This is a genomic window from Microbacterium sp. GW821-FHT01D02, from assembly GCF_059422585.1.
Map to the genome: position 1 here is coordinate 620,741 of NZ_JBWKXB010000003.1, position 25,759 is coordinate 646,499.

Here is a 25,759-nt window from a genome sequence, read left to right on the forward strand (position 1 = left end):
TGAACAGGTGACCAGGATCATCGCAGGAGCCGCTCGGGGCGCACGGCTCGAGGTTCCGGGAGCCGGCACCCGACCGACCAGCGACCGCGTGCGCGAGTCGCTGTTCGGCAGCCTCGAGTCCCTGAGCGCCATCTCCGGGGCCCGGGTCCTCGATCTGTACGCGGGATCCGGTGCGCTCGGCCTCGAATCCCTGAGTCGAGGTGCGGCGAGTGCCGAGTTCGTGGAGCGCGGACGTCAGGCCGCGGCCATCGTCCGCCGCAACGCCGCCGTCGTGGCCAAGGCGGGCGGGCTGACGCCGGGACGCGTGCACGAGAGCGCGGTCCACACCTTCCTGCTGCGCGCGACCGGACCCTTCGACCTCGTCTTCACGGACCCGCCCTACGACCTCGACGACGCCGCGATGACGGCGGATCTCGTCGCGCTCGCGCCGCTCCTGTCGTCGGACGCCGTCGTCGTCGTCGAGCGCGCCCGTCGATCCACTCCCCCGGATTTCGCCGCCGCCGGGCTGGAGCAGTTCCGGGAGAAGTCCTACGGCGACACCACCCTGTGGTGGGCCGAGCCGGTCGAGGACTCGGGCACGGATCGTCAGCCGGCGACCGAGTCCCAGTCCCGGTAGGGATCCCAGCCGCTGAGGTCGACCGGAAGGTCGTCGCAGAGCAGATCCTCCGCACCGCGTGGACGCACCCTCCCGATGACACGGAACCCCGGCGGCAGGATGCCCTCGGGGAACGTCGCCAGGAGCGCATGGTCCTCACCCCCGGCGATCGCTCGCTCCGGGTCGTCCCCGAGTGCCGACCGATCGAGGGCGATCGTGACGTCGGAGGCCGCCGCCATCCGCCGCGCATCGAGCGCCAGCCCGTCGGAGACGTCCATCATCGCGGTGGCGCCCGCCGTCGCGGCCACGGCGCCCAGGCCGATCGGCGGCGAGGGACGCAACTGCGCGGCCAGCGCGGCGCTCTCCCCCGCAGCCAGCTTCGACACGTCGACCGGCACCGGCACGTCGCCGTCGCGGAAGCGCCCGAACAGCACCGCGAGTCCGTGCGCGGCATGACCGAGCTCGCCGGCGACCGCGACGACGTCTCCGGCGCGTGCACCGCTGCGGGTGACCGCCGCTCGGCCTTCGAGGTCGCCGAGTGCCGTCACCGCGACGGTCAGGACGTCCGAGACCGTCAGGTCGCCGCCGACGACCGCACAGCCGGGGGCGAGGGCGGCACAGGCGTCACGGAAGCCGTCGGCGAGCCGTTCCACGAACGAGAGGCGAAGGTCGCGCGGCACGGCCAGGGCGACGAGCAGCGCCGTCGGGCGGGCGCCCATCGCCGCGATGTCCGCGAGGTTCACGGCGGCGGACTTCCAGCCGAGGTCGTACCCCGAGGACCAGGCCAGACGGAAGTCCGGCCCATGCACGAGGGTGTCGGTCGTCGCCACCACCGTGCCCGACGGCGTCGCGATGACGGCGGCGTCGTCGCCCGGTCCGATCAGCGTGTGCGAGGCCGCGGGCGTCCGCGTCAGGATGGCCTGCAGGATGCGCCCCTCGGACACATCTCCCAGGCGCGGATCATCGGCTTCGGGTCGGGAGGGCATGCTGTCAAAGGTAGCCTGGAAGCATGCCTCGTTCCCGTCGCCTCGCTGCCTTCGCCGGTGCGGTGGCCATCACCGCCGCGCTCACCGGCTGCTCGACCACCGTGCACCTCGAACCGGCCGACGATGCGAACAATCCCGCCTGCGCCTCCGTCTCGGTGCTGCTCCCCGACAACGTCGCGGGATTCGACCGTGTGTGGACCGACGCCCAGGCGTCGGGGGCATGGGGCGAGCCCACCACCGTCGTGCTGCGGTGCGGCGTCGAGCCGCCCGCACCGTCCGCTCTCGTGTGCACCACCCTCGGGGGCGTCGACTGGCTGGTCCTCGATCAGGAGGAGACGCGTCAGCGTCTCGTGACCTACGGACGCGAACCCGCGATCGAGATCAACATCCGGCGCGGGGAGCAGATCGATTTCCAGTCGATCGTCGACTCGCTGTCGAAGAGCATCCAGTCCGGACTCGCGCCGGCCACGGCCCAGTGCACCGACCGGGTCGAGTTCCCCGCGAGCTGAGGCCCGCGGGGAACGTCGTCAGCGGCGCAGACCGGCCTCGATGAGCTCGGTGATCAGGTCGCCGTAGCTCAGCCCCGACGCCACCCAGCACTTCGGGAACATCGAGATCGGCGTGAACCCGGGCATCGTGTTCAGCTCGTTCACCACGAGATCGCCGGACGGGGTCAGGAACATGTCGACACGGGCGAGGCCCCGGCCGTCGACGGCCTCGAACGCCCGGATGCCCGCCTCGCGGATCGCCGATTGCTCGGCGTCGGTGACGTCGGCGGGACACACCACGTCGACGCCGTCGCCGCCGAGGTACTTGCCCTCGAAGTCGTAGAACCCGCGGGACGTGAGCACGATCTCGCCCGGAAGCGACGCCCGGACGCCGTCCGCCGTCTCCAGCACGGCGACCTCGATCTCGCGACCGGTCACGCCGGTCTCGATCAGCACCTTCTCGTCCTCGGCGAAGGCCACGGCCAGCGCGGCGTCGAGCTCGTCCGCGGCGGCGACCTTGGACACACCGACGCTCGAACCCGCTCGCGCCGGCTTCACGAACAGAGGCAGTCCGAGCTCCGCGGCGCGAGCACGCACGGCGTCGGCATCCTGCTCCCAGTCCCGGCGGCGGACCGTCACCCCGGGGGCGACGGAGATCCCGGCCGCCTGGAGCGCGATCTTCATGAAGTGCTTGTCCATGCAGAGGGCCGAATCGAGGACCCCACCGCCGGCGTAAGGGACCTCGAGCGTGTCGAAGTAGCCCTGGATGGTGCCGTCCTCGCCGTGCGTGCCGTGCAGGATGGGCAGCACCACGTCGATCTCTCCGAAGCCCTCCACGGTGCCGTCGACCTGCACGACGCGCAGGGTGCGGTCGCCGCCGGGCTCGGGCCACAGCACACGGGTGCCGTTGTCGACGACCTCGGGGAGGTGCGCCGCATCGAGCGGGAACTTCGCGGGGTCGTCCTCTTCGAGGACGAAGGCACCCTCGCGGGTGATCCCCACCGGGATCACGGCGTAGCGGTCGCGATCAATCGCTCCCAGCACGCCCCCCGCCGTTGCGGAACTGATCGAATGCTCGCTGGAGCGCCCGCCGAAGAGCACCACCACCGTCTGCTTGTCCATGGTTGGTCCTCTCACCCTGCGGGGTGTCGTCGTCCGTCGTCAGGTGGGGTGCGATGTCACGCGGATCCATCTTGCCGTCCAGCACCATCTTCACCTGCTCGACGATGGGCATGTCCACTTCGGCCTCGCGCGCGAGCTGCAGGATGGGCGCGACGGAGGCGAGTCCCTCCGCCGTCTGTTGCATCTGCTTCACCACGTCCTGGAAGCTGTACCCCTGGCCGAGCAGGCGCCCCGCCGTGTTGTTGCGGCTCAGCGGCGACTGGCACGTGGCGATCAGGTCGCCGAGGCCCGCGAGCCCCTGGAGCGTCTCGGGGTGCGCGCCGTTCGCGACCGCGAAGTCCGTCATCTCGACGAGACCGCGCGTGATGATCGAGGCCTTGGTGTTCTCGCCATAGCCCACGCCGTCCACGATGCCGATGGCGACCGCGATCAGGTTCTTGAGCACACCGCCGAACTCGGTGCCGATGACATCCGTGTTCACGAAGGTGCGGAAGTAGCTGTTCCGCGCCGCGCGCGCCACGATCTCGGCGGTCTCCTGGCTGCGCGAGGAGATCACGGCCGCGGTCGGCTGCTCGCGGGCGATCTCGAGCGCGAGGTTCGGACCGGAGGCGACGGCGATGCGATCGGGGTCGCAGCGCAGCTCCTGCTGGATCACCTGGCTCATGCGCAGACCGGTGCCGCGCTCGACGCCCTTCATGAGGCTGATGACCTTCGCGTCGCTGTCGGCCAGCAGCGGACGCAGCGCCTTCAGGTTCTCGCGCAGCGACTGGCTCGGCACCGACAGGTAAACCTGGTCGACACCCTCCAGCGAGGTCGCGAGCTCATGCGTGGCGGCCATCGTCCGCGGCAGGTTGATGCCGGGCAGGTAGCGGGAGTTGCGCTTGGCCTCGTTGATCTCCTGCGCGAGCTCGGCGCGTCGGGCCCACATCGTGACCTGGGCACCGCCGTCGGCGAGGATCTTTCCGAAGGTGGTTCCCCAGCTGCCCGAGCCGATGACCGTGGCCCGGGGGCCGACCGGAGCGGTTCTCTTAGGAGTCAAGGCGTCCGGTCTCCTTCTGGCCGTGGCTCGCGGGGTTCCAGCGCTCCGCGGGTGCCTTCTCGTCGCGCAGCTCCTCGAGGAGTGCCGTGATCGCGTTCATCAGCCGGTTCGACGCCTCGGTGAGGGCCGCCGGCTCCCCCGCACGACCGCGCAGGTCGGAGACGTCGACCGGATCGCCGATGAGCACCCGGACGGGCTTGCGCAACGGCCAGAGGCTCAGGCCCTTCTGATAGCGGCCCATGATCTCCTGCGTGCCCCACTGGGCCATCGGGATCAGCGGGATGCCGTCGGCGAGGGCCAGGCGCACCGCGCCGGACTTGCCGCGCATCGGCCACAGGTCGGGATCGCGCGTGAGCGTGCCCTCCGGGTAGACGATGACCCCGCGGCCGTGCTCCACGAGCTCTTCCGACTGCTTCATCGTCTGCCGCGCCGAGGTGGCGGACGAGGTGCGGGCGACCGGGATCATCCCGGTGCGGTGCAGGAACCAGCCGAGCACCGGCACCTTGAACAGGCTCTCCTTGGCCATGAACCGAGGGGCCCGACCCGCGCGCCACACGGCGACCGCCACGATGAGCGGATCGAACTCCGAGTAGTGGTTCGGCGCGAGGATGAACGAGCCCTGCTGCGGAAGCTTCTCCGCACCGGTGACCCGGATCTTCGCGATCAGCGAGACGGGCGGGATCACCAGCGCGGCGAGCGGCCAGAAGATGCTCGGCCGCGTCGTCTCGGATGACCGGGACGTCACGGCGGTCACCGGATGACGTCGAAGTCGGCGCCGAGCGCGTCGAGCTTGGCGAGGAACTTCTCGTAGCCGCGGCTGAGGATGTCCACTCCCGACACCTTCGACTCCCCCGACGCGGTCAGCGCAGCGATGACGTGGCTGTATCCGCCGCGGAGGTCGGGCACCACGATGTCCGCGCCGTGCAGCGGCGTGGGACCGGTGATGACGGCGGCCTGCTCGAGGTCCCGACGGGGAACGCGACGGGGACCGTCCTGCAGACCACGCGGGTGCACGACGATGTCGGCGCCCATCTTGACCAGGGCGTCCGTGAAGCCCATCCGGTTCTCGTACACGGTCTCGTGCACGACGGAGCGGCCGTGCGCCTGCGTCAGGGCGACGACGAGCGGCTGCTGCCAGTCCGTCATGAAGCCCGGGTGCACGTCGGTCTCGATCACGACGGGCTTGATCTCGCCGTCGCGGCGGAAGAGGATGCCGTCCTCCTGGATGTCGAACCAGCCGCCCGCCTTGCGGAAGACGTTGAGGAAGGTCAGCATCTCCTGCTGCTTGGCACCGCCGACGAAGATCTCGCCGTCCGTGGCCAGCGCGGCGGAGGCCCAGGACGCGGCCTCGTTGCGGTCGAAGATCGAGCGGTGGTCGTAGCCGCGGAGCTTCTCGACGCCCTCGATGACGATGACGCGGTTCGGCTCGTAGGAGATGATCGCGCCCATCTTCTGCAGGACGGCGATCAGGTCCATGATCTCGGGCTCGATGGCCGCGTTGCGCAGCTCCGTCACGCCCTCGGCGCGGACGGCGGTGAGCAGCACCTGCTCCGTGGCCCCGACGCTCGGGTACGGGAGGTGGATGTTCGCCCCGTGCAGCCGGCTTCCGCCGGTCGAGAGACGGATGCCGCTGGGCAGCTTCTCCACGATCGCCCCGAACTTGCGGAGCGCATCCAGGTGGAAGTCGATGGGGCGGTCGCCGATGCGGCATCCGCCGAGGTCGGGGATGAACGCCTGACCGAGACGGTGCAGCAGCGGGCCGCAGAACAGGATCGGGATGCGGGAGGCACCCGCGTGCGCGTCGATCTCCTCGAAGTGCGCGGACTCGACGTCGCTCGGGTCGAAGATCAGCGAACCGGGCTCGTCGCCCTCGGAGACGCGCACGCCGTGCACCTCGAGCAGCGAACGGACGACGGCGACATCGCTGATGGCGGGGACGTCGCGCAGGGTGCTCACGGTCTCGCCGAGCAGGGAGGCGACCATGGCCTTGGTGGCCAGGTTCTTCGCGCCCTTGACGTCGACACGACCGCGGAGCGGACGTCCGCCTCGAATGGCGAGGACGTCTCCGGTGAGTGCAGGGACTCCGTCCGGGAGAGCGTCGCGCACAGGTGTCGTCATTCGGAGCCTCACTTCATCAACGGAAATCGGGGGCGGGTTGCCCCTGGCTCCCCCGCCCCCACCGTCTACTGGACGGGAAGGGTTCGGGGCCGCCACGACTCGCGACGGGCCTCGAACTGCGCGATCTTGTCTTCATTGCGCAGCGTGAGCCCGATGTCATCGAGCCCTTCGAGGAGCCGCCATCTAGTGTAATCGTCGATCCCGATCTCGGCCTGGACGTCACCGATCGACGCGGTGCGCGCCTCGAGGTCGACGGTCATCTGAACCCCGGGATTCCGGTCGATCTCGGCCCAGAACCGCTCGAGATCCTCTTCCGAGATCGTCGCGGCGAGGAGCCCCTGCTTGCCCGAGTTGCCCCGGAAGATGTCCGCGAAGCGCGGGCTGAGGACGACGGCGAAGCCGAAGTCGCGCAGCGCCCAGACGGCGTGCTCGCGGCTCGATCCGGTCCCGAAGTCGGGGCCCGCGAGCAGGATGGAGGCACCCTGGAAAGGCGCCTGGTTGAGCACGAACTCCGGGTCCTGGCGCCAGCCGTGGAACAGCGCGTCCTCGAAGCCGGTCTTGGTGACGCGCTTGAGGAAGACGGCCGGGATGATCTGGTCGGTGTCGACGTTCGAGCGCTTCAGCGGCGCGGCGATGCCGGTGTGAGTGGTGAACTTCTCCATGATTCAGATCCCTTCCGTCAGGTCGCTGGGGCTGGACAGCGTGCCGCGGATCGCGGTCGCCGCGGCGACGAGGGGCGACACGAGATGCGTGCGGCCTCCCTTGCCCTGGCGGCCTTCGAAGTTGCGGTTCGAGGTGGAGGCGCAGCGCTCCCCCGGCGCGAGCTGGTCGGGGTTCATGCCCAGGCACATCGAGCAGCCGGCGAAGCGCCACTCCGCCCCGAAGTCCTTGATGACCTTGTCCAGTCCTTCGGCCTCGGCCTCCAGACGCACCCGAGCAGAGCCGGGGACGACCATGACGCGCACGCCGTCGGCCTTCTTCTTGCCCTCGATGATCGACGCGAAGGCGCGCAGGTCCTCGATGCGGCTGTTGGTGCACGATCCCATGAAGACCGCGTCGACCGGCACCTCCTTGAGCGGGGTGCCCGGCGTCAGGGCCATGTACTCCAGCGCACGCTCGGCCGCAGCCCGCTCGTTCGGGTCGGCGATCTCGGCCGGGTTCGGCACCGAGGCCGAGAGCGAACTGCCCTGACCGGGGTTGGTGCCCCACGTGACGAACGGCTCGAGCTGGTCGGCGTCGATGGACACCTCGGCGTCGAAGGTCGCGCCCTCGTCGGTCGGCAGGGTGCGCCAGTAGGCGACCGCGTCGTCCCAGTCCTGGCCCTTCGGGGCATGCGGACGGCCCTCGAGGTACGCGAACGTCGTCTCGTCGGGGGCGACCATGCCGGCGCGGGCACCGGCCTCGATCGACATGTTGCAGATGGTCATGCGCCCCTCCATGGAGAGGGCGCGGATCGCACTGCCGCGGTACTCGAGCACGTAGCCCTGACCGCCGCCGGTGCCGATCTTGGCGATCACGGCGAGGATGATGTCCTTCGCGGTGACGCCGGGGCGCAGGGTGCCCTCGACGTTGATCGCCATGGTCTTGAACGGCTTGAGCGGCAGCGTCTGCGTGGCCATGACGTGCTCGACCTCGCTGGTGCCGATGCCGAACGCCATCGCGCCGAACGCGCCGTGGGTGGAGGTGTGCGAGTCGCCGCAGACCACGGTGATGCCGGGCATCGTGAGGCCCAGCTGGGGGCCGACGACGTGCACGATGCCCTGCTCCGCGTCGCCCAGGGAGTGCAGTCGCACACCGAACTCGGCGGCGTTGCGTCGCAGCGTCTCGATCTGCGTGCGGCTGGTCAGGTCGGCGATCGGCTTGTCGATCTCCCACGTCGGGGTGTTGTGGTCCTCGGTCGCGATCGTCAGGTCGAGTCTGCGCAGCGGCCGCCCCTCGCTGCGCAGACCGTCGAAGGCCTGCGGGCTGGTGACCTCGTGCACGAGGTGCAGGTCGATGTAGATGAGGTCCGGCTCGCCGTTCTCGCCCTTGACGACGAGGTGATCGTCCCAGACCTTCTCGGCCAGGGTCCTGCGGCGTGCGGAAGCGGCACCGTCTGCGGTGGTGGTCATTGCGTGTCTCCTGTGGATGGCGGTTCGGCCCACGATGGACTCCGCGACGAGGAGGGGCTCAGATCGAGGTCTCGTCGCGGCGCCTAAGAAGAAGGAGGACGGTCCGCATGACGTCAGATTACCACCGCCGGGACATGCTCCGACCCGTCATGACACTCTGTTGAGCACCCGAACGACCGAGAGGCACCGCATGACCGTCGACACCGCCCGCTTCGCCACCCGTGCGGTCCACGCGGCGAGGAGCCGCGAGACCGCCGCGTCCCGCGCGACGCCGATCTACCTCACGGCGGGCTTCGAGTTCGACGACTTCGACCATGCGGCCGACCACTTCAGCACCGGCACCGGCTTCGGGTACACCCGGACCGGGAACCCGACCGTACGCGCGGTGGAGCGTCAGCTCGCCGACCTCGAAGGCGGCGCCGACGCGGTCCTGGTCGCCAGCGGACAGGCGGCCGTCGCCACCGCGCTGCTCACCGTCGCCGGTGCGGGTGACCACATCGTGTCGTCGACCCACATCTACGAGGGCAGCCGCGGACTCTTCCTCGACAACCTGGCCCGGCTCGACATCGAGACCACCTTCGTCGACGACATCGCCGACCCGGACGCCTGGCGTTCCGCGATCCGCCCGAACACCCGCGCGCTGTTCGCCGAGTCCCTGGCCAACGCCCGCAACGATGTGCTCGACATCGCCGCGATCGCGGCGATCGCGGACGAGTCCGCCGTCCCGCTCATCATCGACAACACGCTGGCCACCCCCGCGCTCCTGCGTCCGATCGAGCACGGCGCGGCGATCGTCGTCCACTCCGCCTCCAAGTTCATCGCCGGACACGGTTCCGTGCTCGGCGGGGTGATCGTCGACGACGGCCGTTTCGATGCCGAGCGCGCGGGACACAACGCCCCGCACCTCGTGCTCCCCGGCCGGGGCGGCACGCCGAGCGTCGTGGCGCGCCATGGCGGCCGGGCACGGATCGGCTATGCCCGCGAGTCGGTGGCGCCGCGCTTCGGGTCGTCCCCCTCGCCGCTCAACGCCTTCCTCATCGGTCAGGGCGCCGAGACCCTCGGTCTGCGGGTCGAGCGCCAGTCCGCCAGCGCCCTCAAGATCGCGCAGTGGCTGGAAGCGCACGACGAGGTCGAGAGCGTCGACTACGTCGGGCTCCCCTCGCACCCGGACCACGAGACGGCGCTCCGCTACCTGGAGGGCGGATTCGGCTCGATCTTCACCTTCACGCTCCGCGGCGGACTTCCCGCCGCGCGGCGCTTCGTGGAAGAGGTGCAAGTCTTCACGCACATGACCCACATCGGCGACGTGCGCTCCCTGGTCCTGCATCCGGGAACCACCAGTCACGCGCAGCGCACCGAGGAGGAGCGGGAGGCACTCGGCGTCCGCCCCGGCACCCTGCGCCTGTCCGTCGGGATCGAGGACGTCGACGACCTCATCTCGGATCTCGCCCGGGTGCTCGCCGGTGCGCGGGAGACCGTCGCATGAGCCGCCCGCAGCACTTCGGCTGGTTCCTCGCGCGCGGCTTCGGCCCGCAGGGGTGGGGCTATCCCTCCCTGGACTGGGACTACGACTGGACGCGTCCCGAGATCTACCAGGACGCCGCCCGGACCCTGGAGCAGGCCGGGTTCGACCTCGTGATCATCGAGGACGGCCCCTCGCTCGGCTCCCCCGAGACCATCGACATCCGTGTGCGCCATGCCTTCGGCGGCCCCAAGCACGACCCGCTGCTGCTCGCACCGTACCTGTTCCAGGCCACGAAGCACCTCGGCGTGGTGCCCACCGTGAACCCCGCGGCCTCGCTGCCCTTCACCTCGGCGCGGCAGTTCGCGACCCTGCAGCACCTGAGCGGTCACCGCCTCGGCCTGAACGTCGTGACGGACACCGGAAGCGCGCGCCACTTCTCCGACGCCGCGCAGCTCGGCCACGACGAGGCCTACGACCGCGCGGAGGAGTGGCTCGACGGCATCCGCGCGCTCTGGCACAGCTGGGACGACGGCGCACTGGTCGCTGACCGCGCGACCGACGTCTACGCGGACGGGTCGAAGCTGCGCCCGATTCGTCACCGCGGCGAGTACTTCTCCTTCGACGGTCCGCTCAACGCGATCCCCTTCACCGACGGCGAGCCGGCCATCGTCTCCCCCGGCGGCTCCGGCCGCGGCCTCGGCTTCGCGGGGGCGAACTCCGATGTCCAGCTGGCCCTCGCGCCGCTGAACGAGAAGTCGGTGCGCGCCTACCGCGCCAAGGTGCACGAGGCCGCCATCGCGAAGGGACGGCGCCCGGAGGACATCAAGATCCTCTTCGCCATCCAGCCGGTGATCACGTCGTCCAGCGAGGAGGCCGACCGCATCGTCGCCGCGTCCGCGCACCCCGATGACGCCGCTCTGGTGCAGATCGCCCGGAAGCAGTCGAGCGACCTGGAGACGGATCTCACCTCGCTCGACCTCGACCGCCCGCTCGACCTCTCCCTCTTCGGCGCCCACGTCTCCCGCGGGAGCATCCAGCGTCTTGTCGGAGACCGCGGGGAGGACGCCCCGCTGCGTGCGCATCTGACCGCACTCGCGCGAGCGGGCCGGATCACGGATCGCACCGGATTCGTGGGCACCGCCGAGGAGTTCGCCGACCTGATCGAGGAGCTCGGCGACTGGGGCAACGACGGCATCCTGCTCTGGGGCGATTTCCACCCGGTCACGCTGCACCGCACGCTCGACGAGCTCGTGCCGATCCTGCGCCGTCGCGGCATCCTCCGCCGCGAGTACGCGGAGGGCGGCCTGCAGGCGAACCTGCGCCAGTTCTGAGCCGGGCGCAGGTCCGCCGCGAGGTCACTCGCTGAGCGCGGCCTTCTTCTCCGCACGCTTCTCGCGCGAGGAGGCGATCAGGCTCGCGACCGTCGCGATGGTCATCGAGGCGAGGATCACGCCGAGGGAGACCATGTTGCTGATGTCCGGCACCCACTCGACATGCTGACCGCCGTTGATGAACGGCAGCTCGTTCACGTGCAGCGCGTGCAGGATGAGCTTGATGCCGATGAAGCCAAGGATGACGGCGATGCCGTAGTGCAGGTAGCGCAGACGGTCGAGCAGGTCGCCCAGCAGGAAGTACAGCTGGCGCAGCCCCATGAGCGCGAAGATGTTCGCCGAGAAGACGAGGAATCCGTTCGTGGTGATCTCGAAGATCGCGGGGATGGAGTCGATGGCGAAGATCAGGTCGGTGACGCCGATCGTGATGAAGACGATCACCATGGGCGTCCACATGCGCTTGCCGTCCACGGTGGTGCGGATCTTCGACCCGTCGTACGTCTCGCTGATGTCGACGCGGCGACGCAGCAGCCGGACGATGAAGTTCTCGCGCTGCACCTCGCCCTCGTGGTCGCCGTCCGGCATCGCCTGACGGATCGCCGTCCAGATGAGGAAGGCGCCGAAGATGTAGAAGATCGGCGAGAAGTTCTCGACGATCGCGACGCCCGCGAGGATGAACAGCCCGCGCAGGATGAGCGCGATGATGATGCCCACCATGAGGACCTGCTGCTGCAGGCGGCGCGGCACGGCGAACTGGGCCATGATCAGCACGAAGACGAACAGGTTGTCGATGGAGAGGCTGTACTCCAGCGCCCAGCCGGTGATGAAGTCGCCCGCGTTCTGCCAGCCCCCGACGTTCCCGAGGAGCACCGCGAACAGCAGCGCGAGGCCGACGTAGAAGACCACCCAGAGGGTGGATTCCTTCGTCGAAGGGATGTGCGGCCGCAGCCGGATGAGGAGCAGGTCGCCGATCAGGATGATCGTGAGGACGACCATCGAGGTGATCTCGAACCAGACGGGGATTTCCAAGGGCGCACTGCACCTTTCGCGGAGGGGTCGGGAATGAGTCGAAAGTCTCTCCCCCGCACAGAAGTGCGTCGCGCGCCCGGAGCAGCGATGACGGTGCTCGTGATGACGTTACGCGCGGATCCGGGATACTCCCTCTCGCCCGGGCAATGCTACCGGAGCGGTGGCATCGTGGGGAACAGATGACCGGCCCTGATCGGCACGCCCGCGGATCTGAGACTATGGGGCATCCGTCGACACTTACCGGGTGAGAGACACCGAACGGAATCAGGATGCCCGTGCAGACGAGTGATCAGAAATGGGCGGCCCAGGCCGCGGGTGGCGACGAGAGCGCCTTCCGCGAGCTGTACCGCGCACATGTCCGACCGGTCTACTGGATCGCCCAGGGGATACTCGCATCGCCCGCCGATGCGGAGGACGTGACGCAGGAGACGTTCGTCGTCGCCTGGCGCAAGCTCCCGGGCCTCGAGCTGCAGGGCGAGTCGATCCTGCCGTGGCTGGCCACGATCTGCCGCTTCCAGGCAGCGAACCGGCTTCGACAGCGTCGCCGCGACCAAGCGCACACCGCCGATGCCGTCGACGAGACGCAGCTCCCGGAGACCGTGGGCGTGGAGGAGCAGGTCATCACCGCTGAGCTGGCGGCGCGGATCGCTGCCGAGGTGGGCACCCTGAGCGAGCTCGACCGCGAGATCTTCCGCCTGTGCGCCTCGGAGGGCTATGCCTACCAGGCGGCGGCCGAGGAGCTCGGCGTGACCCATGCCGTCGTCCGGAACCGTCTCTCCCGAGTGCGCACGCAGTTGCGGGGCGCCGTCAAGGAAGTGAGAGACGCATGAACGACCAGAACGTCCACGACGACCTCCCCGCGCTGTCCGACGAGACCATCGCACGGATCGAGGAGTCGGTGTTCGCTGAGATCGCCACGGAGCGCGCGCCCGCGAATCCGGCCGTCGCGAAGGCCCGCACCCGCCGTCGGCGCTGGCTCACGGGCGGCGGCATCGCCGCGGCGTTCGTGGTCGGCGTGCTCGTCACTCCCCCGATCCTGGGCAGCGTCGCAGGTTCGTCGATCTCCGTCGAGGGGCAGAGCACCTCCGGTGGCTCGTCGGGCGACACCTCTGCGGAGTCGTCGGCCGAGTCCTCGTCGTCGGACCAGATCACGGGCGTGGCGCCGGAGTCGCTGCCGGACGGTGCACTGAGCCCGGGTCTCGACGGCGCCATGCTCCCCGGCACCGCGGTGCCCGACGGCGACCGCGAGATCATCGCCACGGCGCAGGCGACCGTGCAGGTGAAGAGCATCCCCGAGGCTGCCACCGCGATCGCGGCACTCGCCGAGGAGCACGGGGGCTACGTCGAGAGCACCGAGATCGGCAAGTCCCTCGCGGTCGACGGCACCTCCGAGCCCGCACCCGCCGATTCGGCGTACGGGTGGATCGGCATCCGCGTGCCCTCCGCCGATCTTCCCGACGTCATCGCGGCGCTCGGCGACACCGGCGAGGTGCTCTCGTCGTCGACGTCGAAGCAGGACGTGACATCGGTCTCGATCGACCTCCAGGCCCGTGTCGACTCCACGAAGGCCTCGGTCGAGCGCCTCACCGAGCTGATGGCGCAGTCCGGCAGCGTCTCCGAGCTGATCGAGGCGGAGGTCGCGCTCACCGACCGGCAGGCCCAGCTCGAGTCCTACGAGCAGCAGCTCGAGGCGCTGCAGGATCAGGTCGCGATGTCGTCGCTGCAGGTGCAGCTGACGCGCGAGGCCGCGGCCACCACCGCCGACCCCGCGGGCTTCGGCGACGGCCTCCTGGCCGGCTGGAACGGTCTCGTCGTGTCGCTGAACGCCCTCGTGATCGCCGTCGGGTTCCTCCTCCCGTGGATCGCGGTCGCCGGCGTCGTGGTGCTGGTCATCTGGCTGATCCGCCGGGCACGCCGGAGCCGTCGCCGCGCGTCTGAGCGGTCCGCGCAGACGGCTACGGAGCAGACGGACACCGACGAGATCTGAGAATCCGCCGCCGGAACCTCAGCGCCCTCCCCCGGGCCGCTAAGGTCGAGTGCCATGAGCAGCGCTGCGACCGAACCGACGACCAGGACAGTGCCGGCCGGGCGCGATCTCACTCTCGATCTGGTGCGCGTCGCCTGCGTCCTGCTCGTGGTCTTCGTGCACGTCCTCTTCACCGGGGTGGGACGCGCAGCCGACGGGTCGCTGCTGATCGAGAAGACGCTCGAGGCCCAGTCCTGGTTCACGGCGGCGTCCTGGATCGCGAACATCATGCCGCTGTTCTTCGTCGTCGGCGGCTACGCGGCGCGGGCAGGCTGGCGCTCTGCCGTCGCCCGCGGTGAGACGGCCGACGCGTTCGTCCGCGTGCGACTGGCGCGCCTCGCCCGCCCCGCGCTGCCCGTTCTGCTGTTCTTCACGGTCGCCCTCGGGGCGACGAGGATGCTCGGCATCGATCAGGGACTCGTCGACACGATCGCGATCGGGGTCGGATCGCCGCTCTGGTTCCTCGCGGCCTACATGACGGCGCAGGCCCTGGCTCCGACCCTGATGCGCCTGCACGAGCGGTACGGCGCCTGGATCCTCCTGTTCCTGTTCGCCGCGGCACTGGCCGTCGACGCCTTCCGGTTCCTCTTCATCGGCGGGGTCCTCGGCATCGACCCCGTCACTCCCGGCGGCTACGGCCTCGGACAGGAGCTGTTCGGCATCCCCAACGTCCTGTTCGTCTGGCTCTTCGCGCAGCAGGTCGGCTTCTTCCTCTACGACGGCTGGTTCGCCCGCCGCCGCTGGTGGCAGCTCCTCGGGGCGATCGTGGGCGGCTACGGCGTTCTCTGGGGGCTCGTGTCGCTCGGCGGCTACACGCAGAGCATGCTCGGGAACCAGTGGCCGCCGACCGCCACGATGGCCGTGCTGGCGGTCATCCAGGCATCGGCGCTGACACTCCTGCACGCGCCCCTCACCGCCCTCATGCGCACGCGTGCCGCGCAGGGCGCCGTGTTCCTGGTCGGCTCCCGGCTGATGACGATCTACCTCTGGCACCTCCCGACGATCATGGTGCTCATCGGCGTGGAGCTCCTCCTGCCGCTCCCGCTGCCCGCTCCGGGAAGCCCGGCGTGGTGGTGGACGCGCCCGGTGTTCTTCGTCGTGGTGCTGGCCGTCGTCCTGCTGCTCTCCCGGTGGCTGGGCCGCTTCGAGAAGGTTCCGCCCCTCGGTCGCCCGCTCCGGCCCGCGCCCCTGACGACGGTGCTCGCCGTCCTCGTCTTCGTCGCTCCGATCATCGCGATCACCGCGTACGGGCTGGACTTCCCGCTCGCCGCGATCGCCGCGGCCGGCGCGGCGGCGGCACTGTGGCTGACGCGCTCCACGGCGCCCGGAGGAGTACCCGGTCTCTGACGAAGGGCGGACAACGAAGAAGGGCGGACAACGAAGAAGGGCGGACAACGAAGAAGGCCCCCGGCGAACCGGAGGCCTTCTCTTTGTTGTGTGACCCCAGCGGGATTCGAACCCGCGTTACCGCCGTGAGAGGGCGGCGTACTAGGCCGCTATACGATGGGGCCGTCTGGCGAACGTTTCCGTCGCGCGACAACCGTTCAAGTATGCCACGGCGATTCTCGCTGCGCCAAATCGAGGCCGCCCGTGCTCGACGCCCGGGCGTGGCGCGCCATTTTCGTTTGCCGTGACGCGGGCGAAGGAGTTGACTGCTGTCATGCGCGTCACCAAGTTCGAACATGCCGCCCTCCGTCTGGATGCGAACGGGAAGACCCTCGTGATCGACCCCGGATCCTTCACCACTCCGCTGTCCGACCTGTCCGGTCTCTCCGGGATCGTGCTCACCCACGAGCACCCGGACCACTGGACGCCGGAGCACCTCGATCGTCTGCTGACCGCGGCGCCGGGGACGCCGATCTTCGCTCCGTCCGGCGTCGCACGCGCCGCGGAGGGGTACGACATCACCGTCGTGTCCCCCGGCGACACCGTCGAGGTCGACGGATTCACGCTGCGCTTCTTCGGCGGGACGCACGAGATCATCCACTCCTCCCTTCCCGTCGTGGAGAACGTCGGGGTGCTCGTGAACGACGAGCTCTACTACCCGGGCGACTCGTACGCGGTCCCGGAGGGCGTCACGGTGGGAACCCTCGCCGCGCCGCTGGGGGCGCCGTGGCTCAAGGTCGGCGACGCCATCGACTTCGTCCTGGCCGTGGCACCGCGTCGCGCCTTCGGCACCCACGACATGACCCTGTCGACGATCGGCAAGAACATGCACCGTCAGCGTCTGCAGTGGGCGACCGAGCAGGGTGGCGGCGAGTTCTCCGTGCTGGAACCCGGCGACACGCTCGATCTCTGATCGTGGCGGACTCCCCCGCCGCCGAGCACGCACTCGACGAACACGGCGTCCGCGCGCTCATCCGCACCGTCGCCCCCGATCTCGCGCTGCTCCCCCTCACCCGCGTCGCGGAGGGCTGGGACAACGTGACCTGGCGCCTGGGGGCCGAGCTCGCCGTCCGCATCCCCCGTCGGGCCGTGTCCGCTCCTCTGATCTCGCATGAGCAGGAAGCGCTGCCGTTGATCGCGCCCCTTCTGGCGGCCGTGGACGTGCGCACCCCGCTGCCCGTGCGGGCCGGTTCGCCGAACCCGGTCTTCCCGTGGCCGTGGGCGATCGTGCCGTGGCTGCCCGGACAGCAGGCACTCGGCCTGGCGCGCGCCGAGAACACCACGTGGGCCGCGCAGCTCGCCACCGCCCTGCTCGCGCTCCATCGACCCGCGCCGGCGGACGTGCCCCGCAATCCCGTCCGCGGCGTTCCGCTGGCGACCCGGGACGAGAGCATCCGCGACCGCCTCGACGAACTCCCCGCGGAGATCGCTCATCCTCTCGGACGCCTCTGGCGGACGGGTCTCGAGGCCGAGCCGTCGGCCGAGTCCGTGTGGATCCACGGCGACCTGCACCCGGGGAACATCCTGGTCGACGGTGGCAGGCTCTCCGCGCTCATCGACTTCGGCGACGTCACGGCAGGAGACCCCGCCTACGACCTCGCCGCGGGCTGGCTCGCCTTCGACCGGGCCGGGCGGCAGATCTTCCGCCGTGCCACCGGCGACCGCTACGACGACGCGACCTGGACGCGTGCGCGCGCCTGGGCCGCCGCCGTCGCGGCCATCTTCTGCCATGCCAGCGACGACCGCGACGACCTGCGCGCACTCGGCTTCGACGCGGCCGCAGAGCTGATCAGCGAGGCAGCACTCCCCGCACCCTGAGCTCGCGCGCGAGGTGATCGCGCTGCTCGACCACGAGGCGTCGGAGTGCTGCCGGTGCCTCCGGGTTCTCCGCGAGCCACCAGTCGACCTGCTGCAACGACTCCGTCGCGGGGAACAGTCCGAGGACGAGCCGCCTCGCGATCTCGATGCTGCGCTCGTTCCAGACCGACGCGATGCGGTCGAAGTACGCCGCGTCGAAGCCCGCGATGAGGTCGCGACGGCCACCGGCCCGGAATCCCTCGATCTCGGCGTCGAGGTGGTCGTTGCTCAGCGACAGATCACCCCACGCGGAGTCCCAGGCCTCGCGCCGCACGGCGGCATCGGGACGCGATGCCCGCGCCCGTCGTGCCGCGGTGCGCCCGCTGCCGGTGTCGTCCCGCTGCTGCTCGGCCGCGATGTCGGCGGCGTCCGCATGCCCGGTCGTGACGAGCGCCGTGAGGAGCTGCCAGCGCAGATCGGGGTCGACGACGAGGCCGTCGGGCACATCCCCGTCCAGGAGGGCGCGCACCTGCTCGTGGTGCACGTCGTCGAAGGCGGATGCCGTTGCGAGCGCCCTCGCCCAGGAGAGCTGCGCATCGCTGCCGGCGTCGGCGGCCTGCAGCGCGCTCCATGCGGCTTCGGTCCACGTCCGCTGCTCGGTGGCGCGGTCGGCATCGGCGACGAAGTGACGCACCGCGTACGCGGCGTTCGCGAGGACGCCCGCCAGCAGCCCGATGTTCGACTCGGCGGGGGCATGAGTCCGCACGATCCGCACGTAGCGCGCCGCGTCGAGCTCGCCGTCGCGCGTGGCGTTCCACAGCGACGACCAGACGAGCGCGCGGGCGAGCGGCTCGTCGATCGCGGACAGGGACTCCTCGACCGTGGCGAGCGAGCGCTCGTCCAGCCGCGCCTTCGCGTACGTGAGGTCATCGTCGTTGAGGAGGATCAGGTCGGCCTCCGGCAGATCCACGGCGGTCTGCTCGCCGATCACATCGAGCTCCTGCTGCTCGCGTCGCACGATCCGCCCGTCGACGCGCGCGTACAGGCCGATGCGGAGCCGGTGCGGGCGCGGGTCGGTCTGCACCAGGACGCTCCGCCCCTCGCCGTCGGTCTCCGTCCACAGCGTCGACACGCCCGAGGTCTGCAGCCACGCCGCCGACCAGTCGCTCATGTCGCGTCCGGAGACCGCGCTCAGCTGCACCAGGAAGTCCTCGAGCGTGGTGTTCCCGAAGGCGTTGGCGGCGAAGTAGCGGCGGGCGCCCTCGAAGAACGCGTCATCGCCGACGAAGGCGACGAGCTGCTTGAGCACGGCCGCGCCCTTGGCGTAGGTGATCCCGTCGAAGTTCAGCTTCGCGGCCTCGAGATCGGTGATGTCCGCCACGATCGGATGCGTCGTCGGCAGCTGGTCCTGCTGGTACGCCCAGGCCTTGCGGCTCGCGGCGAACTTGACCCAGGCGTCGTGGAAGCGCGTCGCGACGGCGGAGGCATGCGCACCCATGTAGTCCGCGAAGGACTCCTTGAGCCACAGGTCGTCCCACCACGTCATGGTCACGAGATCGCCGAACCACATGTGCGCCATCTCGTGCAGGATCGTGTTCGCCCGGGCCGCGCGCTGCGCCTCGGTGGCGGCACCCCGCGACAGGTACGCCTCGGTGAAGGTCACCAGTCCGGGGTTCTCCATCGCGCCGAGGTTGTACTCGGGAACGAAGATCTGGTCGTACTTGCCCCAGGGGTACGGATAGGCGAACGCGTCGGCGAAGAAGTCGAGCCCCTGTCGGGTGACCTCGAGGATCTCCTCCGCCTCCAGGTGCGGCGCCAGTGACCGTCGCACGAACACGCCGAGCGCGACGTGCTGCTCGTCGCGCTCCCAGGTGCCGTCGACGCGCGTGTAGGGACCGGCCGCGACGGCGGTGATGTAGCTCGAGATCGGCAGGGTCGGAGCGAACTCCACGCGCTGCACACCGACGCCGAGGTCGGTGTGCGCGGGACTCTGGTTGGAGAGCACCTCCCACCCCGTCGGCGCATCCACCAGGAATGTGTAGGCGGCCTTCATGTCGGGCTGCTCGAAGCAGGCCATGACCCGTCGCGAGTCCGCCGGCTCGTACTGCGTGTACAGGTACGTCTCGTCGTCGACCGGGTCGTGGAACCGGTGCAGTCCCTCGCCCGAGCGGCTGTACGCGCCGACCGCCTCGACGCGGACCACGTTGGAGGCGCCGAGGCCGGTCAGCGCGATCCGGGCTCCGTCGTAGTCGACCGCCTGCTCCGCGCCGTTCACCACGACCCGCCGCACCTCTTCGCCGATGAAGTCGAGCCACGTGGCGTCGACCGTGGCATCGAACTCGAGCGTCGTGACGGTCGGGAAGCCTGTGCGTGCACGCTCCGGCGCGCCCGTCAGATCGAGTTCGACGCGGATGCTGTGCACGGTGACCGCTGCGGATCGCGCGGCGGTCTCCTCGCGGGTGAGGTTGGCTGTGTCCATGCCTCCATCCTGTCATCCGGAGGCCTCGAGGACCGCCCCGTCCGTGGCGTCACGCCGGTCGCAGCCGATGCCCGATGCGGGCGTACTCCTCCGCGGATGCCCGGGCGAATGCCGCGGCGGCCTCCGCGTCCCCTCTCGCTGCGGCGATCGCGGCGAGGATCCCGTCGCTGCGTGCCACCTCCGCCCGGTCGCCCGTCGCCTCGGCCGTGCTGCGGGCCTCCCCGGCATGGCGCTCCGCATCCGCGAGCAGACCGGCCGGCGCGGCCTCACCGACGGCCGCGCGCACGAGGATCTCGGCCAGGGAGTTCGCCGCCTCGGTCGCGATCAACGGCGACCCCGCCCGCTCCGCCTCGCGCAGCACGCTCCCGGCGACCTCCGTCGCCCTCCCGACGTCGCCGGCACGGCCGTCGATGCGGGCGCCCAGCAGCTCGAGGTCGGCGGAGGTGGCGAACTCCCCCGCGATCTGCACGGTCCGCATCGCGGTCGCGCACAGCGCGCGGGCTCGCACATCGTCGCCGCGCGCCTCCGTCACGAGCGCCAGGGTTCTCCGCACGAACGGGAGCGAGTCGACGTTCGACTCGGCCAGCAGATCTTCGAGCTCCGCCTCCGCCTCGTCGAGCTGCCCGACGGCGAGCAGCAGCAGCGGCCGGTTGCCGCGCACGACCGCCACGTTCAGGTCGTCGCCCTCTTCCCGCGCGATCGTCAGCGCGACGCCGTACCGGTCCCGCGCCTCGGGGTACCGGGCGAGGATCCGGAGGGTGTCCGCATGGTTCCCGGTGGCGCGCCCTTCCACGACGCGGTCCCCCGCGGCTCGGGCGTGACCGATCGCGCGTCGATAGGACTCGAGCGCGTCGTCGAGGTGACTCATCCACCGCTGCACGTTGCCGATCTGGTTCCAGGTCCGCGCCAGCGCCGATCCGGTCGCGATCCGGCGCACCCGGTGCAGCGTGATCAGCGCCTCGTCCAGGCGGCCGAGCTTCTCGGCGCAGTGCGCCACACCGAGGGCGATCTCCGGCACGAGGTCGAGTCCTTCGCCGCGGGCCGCGAGATCGTGCAGCCGCAGCGACTCGCCCCACAGCGACCAGCGCGAGAGAGCGGGATGGGCCGCGATGGCGAGCCGCTCGACGGCGGCGTCCTGTCCATGTTCCCGCGCCGCGGCCGCGACGGCCAGCACCGTGGCGACCTCGCGGGCCGCGTAGTCGGGATCCTCGCCGATCCGCACCAGGACGGCCTCGGACGCCCTCGCCACGAAGCCGCGCCGCGAAGAGGAGGGCCGCAGCGAGCGCGATCGCTCGGCCGCGAAGGCCAACACCGTGGCATGCATGTGCACGTGTCCGGCCTGCCGCTCGACGAGGTGCCGGGCATGGAGTCGCGCGAGGTCTGCGGCGGCGTCGGGGCCACCGGCGGCGATGAGCACGTCCTCGTCGATGCCGCTGTCGAGCAGGGCGGCGTCGGCGAGCAGGTCGGCCTCCGCGTGGGACAGCGAGCGGGTGGCCGCCTCCAGGACCGGGCGGATGCGGGCATCGCGGGGCTCATGCTCGAAGCGCGACGCGAGGTCCTGGAACGACCACCCGTCGTGCTCCCTGACGATTCCGGCCAGCATCACGAGATCGAGCGGGAGGCCCCCGCCCACCGCGACGATCCGCCGGAGCGCGTCGGCGCGGATCTCGCCCTCGGCACCGCGGGGGCTCTCCGAATCGCCCGCCGACAGCAGGCTCGCGAGCAGCCGGCGCGCGTCGTCCTCGGCCATCGGCGGCACGAGGACCCGTGCGAGGCGGAGGTCGCTCGAGCGGATGCGTTCCTCCAGTCCTCCCAGGTCCCCCCGCGACGTCACGAGGAATCGCACCCCGGGGACGAGGAGCGCGGAGAGCCGTCGCGCGTCGGCGGCGTCCTCCAGGATCACGGTCGTGCCCCGCGCGGCCGTCTGCAGCCTCTCGCGGAGCCGCGGCAGCTCATACGGCAGTGAACACACACCGAGCGCCCCCAGCATGCGGCGCAGGATGTCGATCGGGTCGGCGTGCGGACGCTCGGGCTCCGACTCGCGCAGCTGCACGGTGAGCACGGGCTCCGATCCGGCCGCCGCCGCTGCCACGGTGCTCTTGCCCGCCCCCGGGAGCCCGGTCAGGACCAGCACGTCGGCACCCGGCAGGCCGGCGAGCAGATCCTCCCTGCCGATCGCGGCGCCCGGGGCATCGCGGACGGCGAGCGTCACCTCGATGTGGACGCCCGACCTCTCCCCGTTGAGCATGCGCGCGGTCTCGCGCCACCGCTCCGCTGCGTCGGGGGCGCCGCCGAGGACCAGCACGATGTCCCCGACGAGCCGATCGTCCACGCGCCGGCGCCCGGGACGGAAGCAGTCGTAGACCGTCACCTTGGGCGGCTCCGCGGCATCGCGCACCCGACCGATGCGTCGGGCGATCTCCGCATACGACGGCGAGCCCGCGTCCGCCCGCAGCCGTCCGAGCCCGATGCAGAGCTCATCGAGGGTGCGCGGAGCGGGCATGAGTCGAGCCTATGGCAGGCCGTCGTCGCCGGATGCGCCCCCACCGTTCGGACTCGTTCGGACTCGTTCGGACTCCGAAGACGCCGTGTCCGCCCCTCCTAGGCTCGCTCGACGGAGAGGCCGCCCGTCTCTCGGAGAAGGAGACACACACCCCCATGACCTCCCGTGCAGAGATCGCCGCCAAGCTCGACGACTTCGCCTTCCAGAAGGTGAACTTCGGCGGATTCCTCATGAACAAGCGAGCCAAGAACTCGCACGCCCTGTGGACGCGCTCTTCGGACAAGGGCGTCACCGAGCTGACGATCCTCACGACCCGGGACTTCGGCGAGGGCAACGTCTACGACGTCGCGGCGTTCACCGTCGACGGCACCGTGCCCGCCGACGCCGTCGAGGAGCTCCGACGGGAAGCCGAGAGTCTCGCCGACCGGATCAACCTGCGCGCGCACGGCTACGTCTACACGTGCCTGGAGCCCTGGGACGGCGGCGGCACCATCTGGATCTCGAAGAAGCCGGAGTTCCGCGCGCTGAGCCGTCCCGAGCAGGGCATCCACGTCGTCCCGATCCAGCGACTCACCAGCACGGGCGAGCCCCGCTGGCTGGCCTGGGCGCGGGACAGCGGTCAGCTGAACATCGCGATCGTGTACAAGCCCTGACGTGACGATCTCCCCTCCCGGTGATGCCGTCGCGCGCCGCGCGCCCGCGCGGGACGGCATGCTCCTCGTCGGCGCGTCCGCCGCCTATCTGGTCGTAGCGGCCGCCGTGGCGTTCTACCTGCTGCCGGTCGGGTTCGGACTGCACGGCACCGGGCTCGTGCTCGCGCAGCTGGGCACGATGCTCGCGGGAGCCGCGCTCGTCGCCTACGCCGCGCTGACGATCCGCCGTCATCGACGGCGACGTGAGATCCTCGCCGGCATCGCCGCCGCACTCGGATGGCGATATCGCGCGGGCGTCGGCGACCGGGTGTGGGGCGGCTCCATCGACGAGCAGATCGACCGCGGGAGCCGGACGGCACAGGACCACCTCGACGCGCGGGACACCGATCTCCCCTTCGACAGCGTCGAACGCGCCTTCGTAGTCGGGGACCGCGAAGGCGCGACCACGCACACCGTCCGCGCCGTCCGGATCCCGCTCCCCTCCGAGGTGCCCCGGATCACGCTCCGCTCACGGCGCGGCGCGGGTGCTCTCAGCGTTCTCCCCCGGCGGCCGACCGGGCGCTCGCAGCTGCGTCTGGAGGGCGACTTCAGCGACGTGTTCGAGGTGTCCGTGCCCGCGGGCTATGAGACGGATGCGCTCTACGTGCTCACCCCCGACCTGATGGCGATCATCCTGGACGAGAGCGCGGACCTCGATCTGGAGATCGTGGACAGCACACTGCACGTCTACTTCCCCGCCGTCGACCTCACGGACGAGAGCGAGCTGCGCCGGTTCCTCACTGTGATCGCCGCGCTCCATGACCGGTTCGGGCGCCGCACGCTCCTGTATCGCGACGAGGCCGCGGAACCTGTCGGTGCCGATGTCCTCCGCCGCGACGGCGACGCGCTCAGCGAGCGCGCGAGGACCGTGGACACGCGCGTGCGCTGGTGGCCCGTGGTCGCCGCCGTCGCGACGCCGCTCGTCCCGATGCTCATCGCCCTCGTCTGGCTGCAGCTCGTCGGCTGACCTTCCTCGAGATCTCCGGGCCGCCCAGCAGGCGGCGAATGGCCGTCTCCGGTGACACCGACAGGTCGAGCGTGCGGCCGCGGGCGTACTGGCTGAAGACCCGTGGGTCGATGTAGCTGCCGCGCGCGACGGCGGTGGTGTTGCCCAGTGCGGTCGCGGCGGCCTGCACCGCGAGGCGCTCGGCCCGACTGCGCTCGCTCCGGCGGTCGAGCTCCCCGATCCGGGCGAGCGCGTCGGCGGCGAGGATGGTGCCGTGCAGGGTGCGGAAGTCCTTCGCGGTGAAGGACGCCCCGGTCACCTCCCGCAGATACGCGTTGACCTCCGCCGGAGTGATGCGCACTCGCCGGCGTCCGCGACGATGCGCCAGGAGGAAGGCACCCGACTTCCCGGCGGCGAAGTCCGTCAGGGCATCGGCGAGCGACTCGTCCGTGATCTCGATCGACGCGGTGCGCCCGCTCTTGGCGGGGAACGAGAGCGCCACCTCGCTGCCCGAGACGCGCACATCACGTCGCCGCAGCGTCGTGAGCCCGCGGCTGCCGTGGCGCACGAGGTACCGCTCCGAGCCGATCCGCAGCGCGGCGTCGTCGAGGAGTCGGAACGCGATGGCCAGGGCGCGCTCCTTCGTCTGCCCCTCCTCCTTGAGCGCCCGGGTGACCTGCGCTCGGGCGCTGGGGAGTGCGGCCGCGAGGTCGAGGGCGCGCACGAACTTGCGGCGGTCGCGGGTGACGCGCCACAGCGGGTGGTACAGATACTGCTTGCGCCCAGCGCCGTCGACGCCCACGGCCTGGATGTGCGCGAGCGGATCGGCGGCGATCCAGACGTGCTGCCAGGCGGGCGGGATCACGAGGTCGTGGATCCGCTCGCGGTCGGCCTCCGGCGCGGTCTCCCCCGCCGCATCCACGTAGCGGAATCCCGACCCGGAGCGCACACGCCGGAAGCCGGGATCCTCCCCCGGTACGACGCGGATCAGTCTCGCCATCGGTGCCCCTCTCGATTCGTCTCCGTCGAGGATGCCGAGCCGCGACGGACAGGGGAAGGGAGTGGCGCACGGCGCCCTGCCGTGCTATCCGTCCGCCGCGCGAGGGGCCGCGAACGTCTTCCGCATGTGGTCGCTCGTGAGGAAGTCCGCGATGCCGATCATGATGAGGCTGAACACGATCTGCTCCGACACCATCCACAGCGGGTAGAGGCCGGGGATCGCGGCCATCACGAGCGTGATGACGGGGAAGATCTGCGCGAACAGACGCAGCCGCTGATAGGCCCAGCGCCATCCGCGCCGCGCCCTCCAGGCGAAGTAGAACAGCGTGGCCGTCATCGCGAGCACCACCAGGGTCCGCATCCACACCGCGAACGACACGGACTCCCCGTCCACCGCCAGGGCCAGCGCGACCACGACGGCGCCGACGCCGATCACGAGCTCGGCGACGAGGAGCCAGAGGATCCAGGTGAACGCGCGCACGGTCTTGGGGTGCGTGCGGTCGGCCTCGCTGATCGCGACACCCGCCTGCCGCCCGCCCGCGATCCGGTCGAGCCGGAGGAACAGAGACTCCAGAGCCATGCTCGGAGCCTATTGCGTCCGCACGCCGCCGACCTCGTCCATTCGATGGATGCCGGGCCCGCCGTCG

General features: G+C 70.7%; 23 protein-coding genes and 1 tRNA gene. 11 read left to right on the top strand and 13 right to left on the bottom strand.

From position 1 onward, the window contains the following. The first annotated feature begins 7 nt into the window (after positions 1-7). Positions 8-616 carry a 16S rRNA (guanine(966)-N(2))-methyltransferase RsmD gene (gene rsmD, locus AC07VM_RS16565; protein WP_494912295.1) on the top strand — a complete coding sequence of 203 codons (609 nt, stop codon included), beginning with the start codon at positions 8-10 and terminating at the stop codon, positions 614-616. On the opposite strand, the gene thiL is transcribed toward rsmD, so the two are convergent. Beyond that, the gene (gene thiL / locus AC07VM_RS16570) at positions 586-1,581 is read right to left on the bottom strand and encodes a thiamine-phosphate kinase (protein WP_494912297.1); all 996 of its coding nucleotides are present in this window, start codon (positions 1,579-1,581) and stop codon (positions 586-588) included. The genes rsmD and thiL overlap by 31 nt on opposite strands. A gap of 23 nt (positions 1,582-1,604) precedes the next feature. On the opposite strand from thiL, the gene AC07VM_RS16575 reads away from it, so the two are divergent. Further along, complete coding sequence (locus AC07VM_RS16575) at positions 1,605-2,090, top strand: DUF3515 family protein (RefSeq protein ID WP_267418323.1); 486 nt, start codon at positions 1,605-1,607, stop codon at positions 2,088-2,090. An 18-nt stretch (positions 2,091-2,108) separates the two neighbouring features. On the opposite strand, the gene AC07VM_RS16580 is transcribed toward AC07VM_RS16575, so the two are convergent. The 6 genes from AC07VM_RS16580 to leuC all read right to left on the bottom strand — a co-directional run bounded on the left by AC07VM_RS16580 (position 2,109) and on the right by leuC (position 8,459). Next, positions 2,109-3,191, bottom strand: a complete 1,083-nt coding sequence (locus AC07VM_RS16580; RefSeq protein ID WP_267418322.1) for a D-alanine--D-alanine ligase family protein — start codon at positions 3,189-3,191, stop codon at positions 2,109-2,111. Continuing rightward, positions 3,097-4,230 (bottom strand): NAD(P)H-dependent glycerol-3-phosphate dehydrogenase, encoded by a 1,134-nt coding sequence (locus tag AC07VM_RS16585; RefSeq protein ID WP_267418321.1) that lies wholly within the window; start codon positions 4,228-4,230, stop codon positions 3,097-3,099. Before AC07VM_RS16585 ends, AC07VM_RS16580 begins: the two co-directional genes overlap by 95 nt. Continuing rightward, positions 4,220-4,984, bottom strand: a complete 765-nt coding sequence (locus AC07VM_RS16590; RefSeq protein WP_494912300.1) for a lysophospholipid acyltransferase family protein — start codon at positions 4,982-4,984, stop codon at positions 4,220-4,222. The genes AC07VM_RS16585 and AC07VM_RS16590 overlap by 11 nt, the downstream gene beginning before the upstream one ends. After that, entirely contained in the window at positions 4,981-6,348 is a 1,368-nt protein-coding gene (gene murA, locus AC07VM_RS16595) for a UDP-N-acetylglucosamine 1-carboxyvinyltransferase (protein ID WP_267418319.1), read from the bottom strand. Before murA ends, AC07VM_RS16590 begins: the two co-directional genes overlap by 4 nt. 65 nt (positions 6,349-6,413) lie before the next feature. Beyond that, the gene (gene leuD / locus AC07VM_RS16600) at positions 6,414-7,010 is read right to left on the bottom strand and encodes a 3-isopropylmalate dehydratase small subunit (RefSeq protein ID WP_105721078.1); all 597 of its coding nucleotides are present in this window, start codon (positions 7,008-7,010) and stop codon (positions 6,414-6,416) included. A gap of 3 nt (positions 7,011-7,013) precedes the next feature. Continuing rightward, on the bottom strand, positions 7,014-8,459 hold the full coding sequence (leuC, locus tag AC07VM_RS16605; protein WP_494912301.1) for a 3-isopropylmalate dehydratase large subunit: 1,446 nt from the start codon (positions 8,457-8,459) through the stop codon (positions 7,014-7,016). 190 nt (positions 8,460-8,649) lie between these two features. Here leuC and AC07VM_RS16610 point away from each other — a divergent pair, with 190 nt between their 5' ends. Both AC07VM_RS16610 and AC07VM_RS16615 read left to right on the top strand, forming a co-directional pair. Then, a complete protein-coding gene (locus tag AC07VM_RS16610) occupies positions 8,650-9,945 on the top strand; it encodes an O-acetylhomoserine aminocarboxypropyltransferase/cysteine synthase family protein (protein WP_494912302.1) in 1,296 nt (431 codons plus the stop codon). Continuing rightward, positions 9,942-11,255 (top strand): LLM class flavin-dependent oxidoreductase, encoded by a 1,314-nt coding sequence (locus AC07VM_RS16615; RefSeq protein WP_494912303.1) that lies wholly within the window; start codon positions 9,942-9,944, stop codon positions 11,253-11,255. The genes AC07VM_RS16610 and AC07VM_RS16615 overlap by 4 nt, the downstream gene beginning before the upstream one ends. Positions 11,256-11,279: 24 nt before the next feature. Here AC07VM_RS16615 and AC07VM_RS16620 read toward each other — a convergent pair whose 3' ends face one another. Beyond that, a complete protein-coding gene (locus AC07VM_RS16620) occupies positions 11,280-12,284 on the bottom strand; it encodes a TerC/Alx family metal homeostasis membrane protein (protein WP_267418315.1) in 1,005 nt (334 codons plus the stop codon). A gap of 269 nt (positions 12,285-12,553) precedes the next feature. Here AC07VM_RS16620 and AC07VM_RS16625 point away from each other — a divergent pair, with 269 nt between their 5' ends. From AC07VM_RS16625 to AC07VM_RS16635, 3 genes are read left to right on the top strand one after another with little or no spacing between them, the layout of a single operon-like run. After that, positions 12,554-13,114 carry an RNA polymerase sigma factor gene (locus tag AC07VM_RS16625; RefSeq protein ID WP_494912304.1) on the top strand — a complete coding sequence of 187 codons (561 nt, stop codon included), beginning with the start codon at positions 12,554-12,556 and terminating at the stop codon, positions 13,112-13,114. Further along, positions 13,111-14,271, top strand: a complete 1,161-nt coding sequence (locus AC07VM_RS16630; protein ID WP_494912305.1) for a DUF4349 domain-containing protein — start codon at positions 13,111-13,113, stop codon at positions 14,269-14,271. The genes AC07VM_RS16625 and AC07VM_RS16630 overlap by 4 nt, the downstream gene beginning before the upstream one ends. Before the next feature lie 54 nt (positions 14,272-14,325). Further along, positions 14,326-15,657, top strand: coding sequence for an acyltransferase family protein (locus AC07VM_RS16635; protein WP_494912306.1), 1,332 nt, complete (start codon positions 14,326-14,328; stop codon positions 15,655-15,657). Positions 15,658-15,748: 91 nt separating this feature from the next. Here AC07VM_RS16635 and AC07VM_RS16640 read toward each other — a convergent pair. Then, a tRNA-Glu gene (locus tag AC07VM_RS16640) sits at positions 15,749-15,821 on the bottom strand. Between the two features lie 149 nt (positions 15,822-15,970). Here AC07VM_RS16640 and AC07VM_RS16645 point away from each other — a divergent pair. Together AC07VM_RS16645 and AC07VM_RS16650 are read left to right on the top strand one after the other, a co-directional pair. Further along, positions 15,971-16,609 (top strand): MBL fold metallo-hydrolase, encoded by a 639-nt coding sequence (locus tag AC07VM_RS16645; RefSeq protein WP_494912307.1) that lies wholly within the window; start codon positions 15,971-15,973, stop codon positions 16,607-16,609. A 2-nt stretch (positions 16,610-16,611) separates the two neighbouring features. Beyond that, positions 16,612-17,514 (top strand): phosphotransferase, encoded by a 903-nt coding sequence (locus AC07VM_RS16650; protein ID WP_494912308.1) that lies wholly within the window; start codon positions 16,612-16,614, stop codon positions 17,512-17,514. Here the strand turns inward: AC07VM_RS16650 and pepN are convergent. Then, positions 17,486-19,972: an aminopeptidase N gene (gene pepN / locus AC07VM_RS16655; RefSeq protein WP_494912309.1), complete on the bottom strand. Its 2,487-nt coding sequence runs from the start codon at positions 19,970-19,972 to the stop codon at positions 17,486-17,488. The two genes, AC07VM_RS16650 and pepN, sit on opposite strands and share 29 nt — an antisense overlap. Before the next feature lie 49 nt (positions 19,973-20,021). Beyond that, positions 20,022-22,475, bottom strand: a complete 2,454-nt coding sequence (locus AC07VM_RS16660) for a tetratricopeptide repeat protein (protein WP_494912310.1) — start codon at positions 22,473-22,475, stop codon at positions 20,022-20,024. A 155-nt stretch (positions 22,476-22,630) separates the two neighbouring features. Here AC07VM_RS16660 and AC07VM_RS16665 point away from each other — a divergent pair, with 155 nt between their 5' ends. Together AC07VM_RS16665 and AC07VM_RS16670 are read left to right on the top strand one after the other, a co-directional pair. After that, positions 22,631-23,128, top strand: a complete 498-nt coding sequence (locus AC07VM_RS16665; RefSeq protein ID WP_494912312.1) for a hypothetical protein — start codon at positions 22,631-22,633, stop codon at positions 23,126-23,128. Between the two features lies 1 nt (position 23,129). Further along, entirely contained in the window at positions 23,130-24,134 is a 1,005-nt protein-coding gene (locus tag AC07VM_RS16670; protein WP_494912313.1) for a hypothetical protein, read from the top strand. Here the strand turns inward: AC07VM_RS16670 and AC07VM_RS16675 are convergent. Together AC07VM_RS16675 and AC07VM_RS16680 are read right to left on the bottom strand one after the other, a co-directional pair. Then, positions 24,100-25,113, bottom strand: a complete 1,014-nt coding sequence (locus AC07VM_RS16675; protein WP_494912315.1) for a DNA topoisomerase IB — start codon at positions 25,111-25,113, stop codon at positions 24,100-24,102. The genes AC07VM_RS16670 and AC07VM_RS16675 overlap by 35 nt on opposite strands. Before the next feature lie 84 nt (positions 25,114-25,197). Continuing rightward, positions 25,198-25,692, bottom strand: a complete 495-nt coding sequence (locus tag AC07VM_RS16680; protein ID WP_267418303.1) for a hypothetical protein — start codon at positions 25,690-25,692, stop codon at positions 25,198-25,200. Positions 25,693-25,759 lie beyond the last annotated feature (67 nt).

Excerpts from the sequence above, each read along its gene's own strand:
- thiL (WP_494912297.1), bottom strand. The coding sequence starts at position 1,581 with ATGCCCTCCCGACCCGAAGCCGATGATCCGCGCCTGGGAGATGTGTCC.
- AC07VM_RS16575 (WP_267418323.1), top strand. The coding sequence starts at position 1,605 with ATGCCTCGTTCCCGTCGCCTCGCTGCCTTCGCCGGTGCGGTGGCCATC.
- AC07VM_RS16580 (WP_267418322.1), bottom strand. The coding sequence starts at position 3,191 with ATGGACAAGCAGACGGTGGTGGTGCTCTTCGGCGGGCGCTCCAGCGAG.
- murA (WP_267418319.1), bottom strand. The coding sequence starts at position 6,348 with ATGACGACACCTGTGCGCGACGCTCTCCCGGACGGAGTCCCTGCACTC.
- leuD (WP_105721078.1), bottom strand. The coding sequence starts at position 7,010 with ATGGAGAAGTTCACCACTCACACCGGCATCGCCGCGCCGCTGAAGCGC.
- leuC (WP_494912301.1), bottom strand. The coding sequence starts at position 8,459 with ATGACCACCACCGCAGACGGTGCCGCTTCCGCACGCCGCAGGACCCTG.
- AC07VM_RS16610 (WP_494912302.1), top strand. The coding sequence starts at position 8,650 with ATGACCGTCGACACCGCCCGCTTCGCCACCCGTGCGGTCCACGCGGCG.
- AC07VM_RS16615 (WP_494912303.1), top strand. The coding sequence starts at position 9,942 with ATGAGCCGCCCGCAGCACTTCGGCTGGTTCCTCGCGCGCGGCTTCGGC.
- AC07VM_RS16625 (WP_494912304.1), top strand. The coding sequence starts at position 12,554 with ATGCCCGTGCAGACGAGTGATCAGAAATGGGCGGCCCAGGCCGCGGGT.
- AC07VM_RS16630 (WP_494912305.1), top strand. The coding sequence starts at position 13,111 with ATGAACGACCAGAACGTCCACGACGACCTCCCCGCGCTGTCCGACGAG.
- AC07VM_RS16635 (WP_494912306.1), top strand. The coding sequence starts at position 14,326 with ATGAGCAGCGCTGCGACCGAACCGACGACCAGGACAGTGCCGGCCGGG.
- AC07VM_RS16645 (WP_494912307.1), top strand. The coding sequence starts at position 15,971 with ATGCGCGTCACCAAGTTCGAACATGCCGCCCTCCGTCTGGATGCGAAC.
- pepN (WP_494912309.1), bottom strand. The coding sequence starts at position 19,972 with ATGGACACAGCCAACCTCACCCGCGAGGAGACCGCCGCGCGATCCGCA.
- AC07VM_RS16660 (WP_494912310.1), bottom strand. The coding sequence starts at position 22,475 with ATGCCCGCTCCGCGCACCCTCGATGAGCTCTGCATCGGGCTCGGACGG.
- AC07VM_RS16665 (WP_494912312.1), top strand. The coding sequence starts at position 22,631 with ATGACCTCCCGTGCAGAGATCGCCGCCAAGCTCGACGACTTCGCCTTC.
- AC07VM_RS16675 (WP_494912315.1), bottom strand. The coding sequence starts at position 25,113 with ATGGCGAGACTGATCCGCGTCGTACCGGGGGAGGATCCCGGCTTCCGG.
- AC07VM_RS16680 (WP_267418303.1), bottom strand. The coding sequence starts at position 25,692 with ATGGCTCTGGAGTCTCTGTTCCTCCGGCTCGACCGGATCGCGGGCGGG.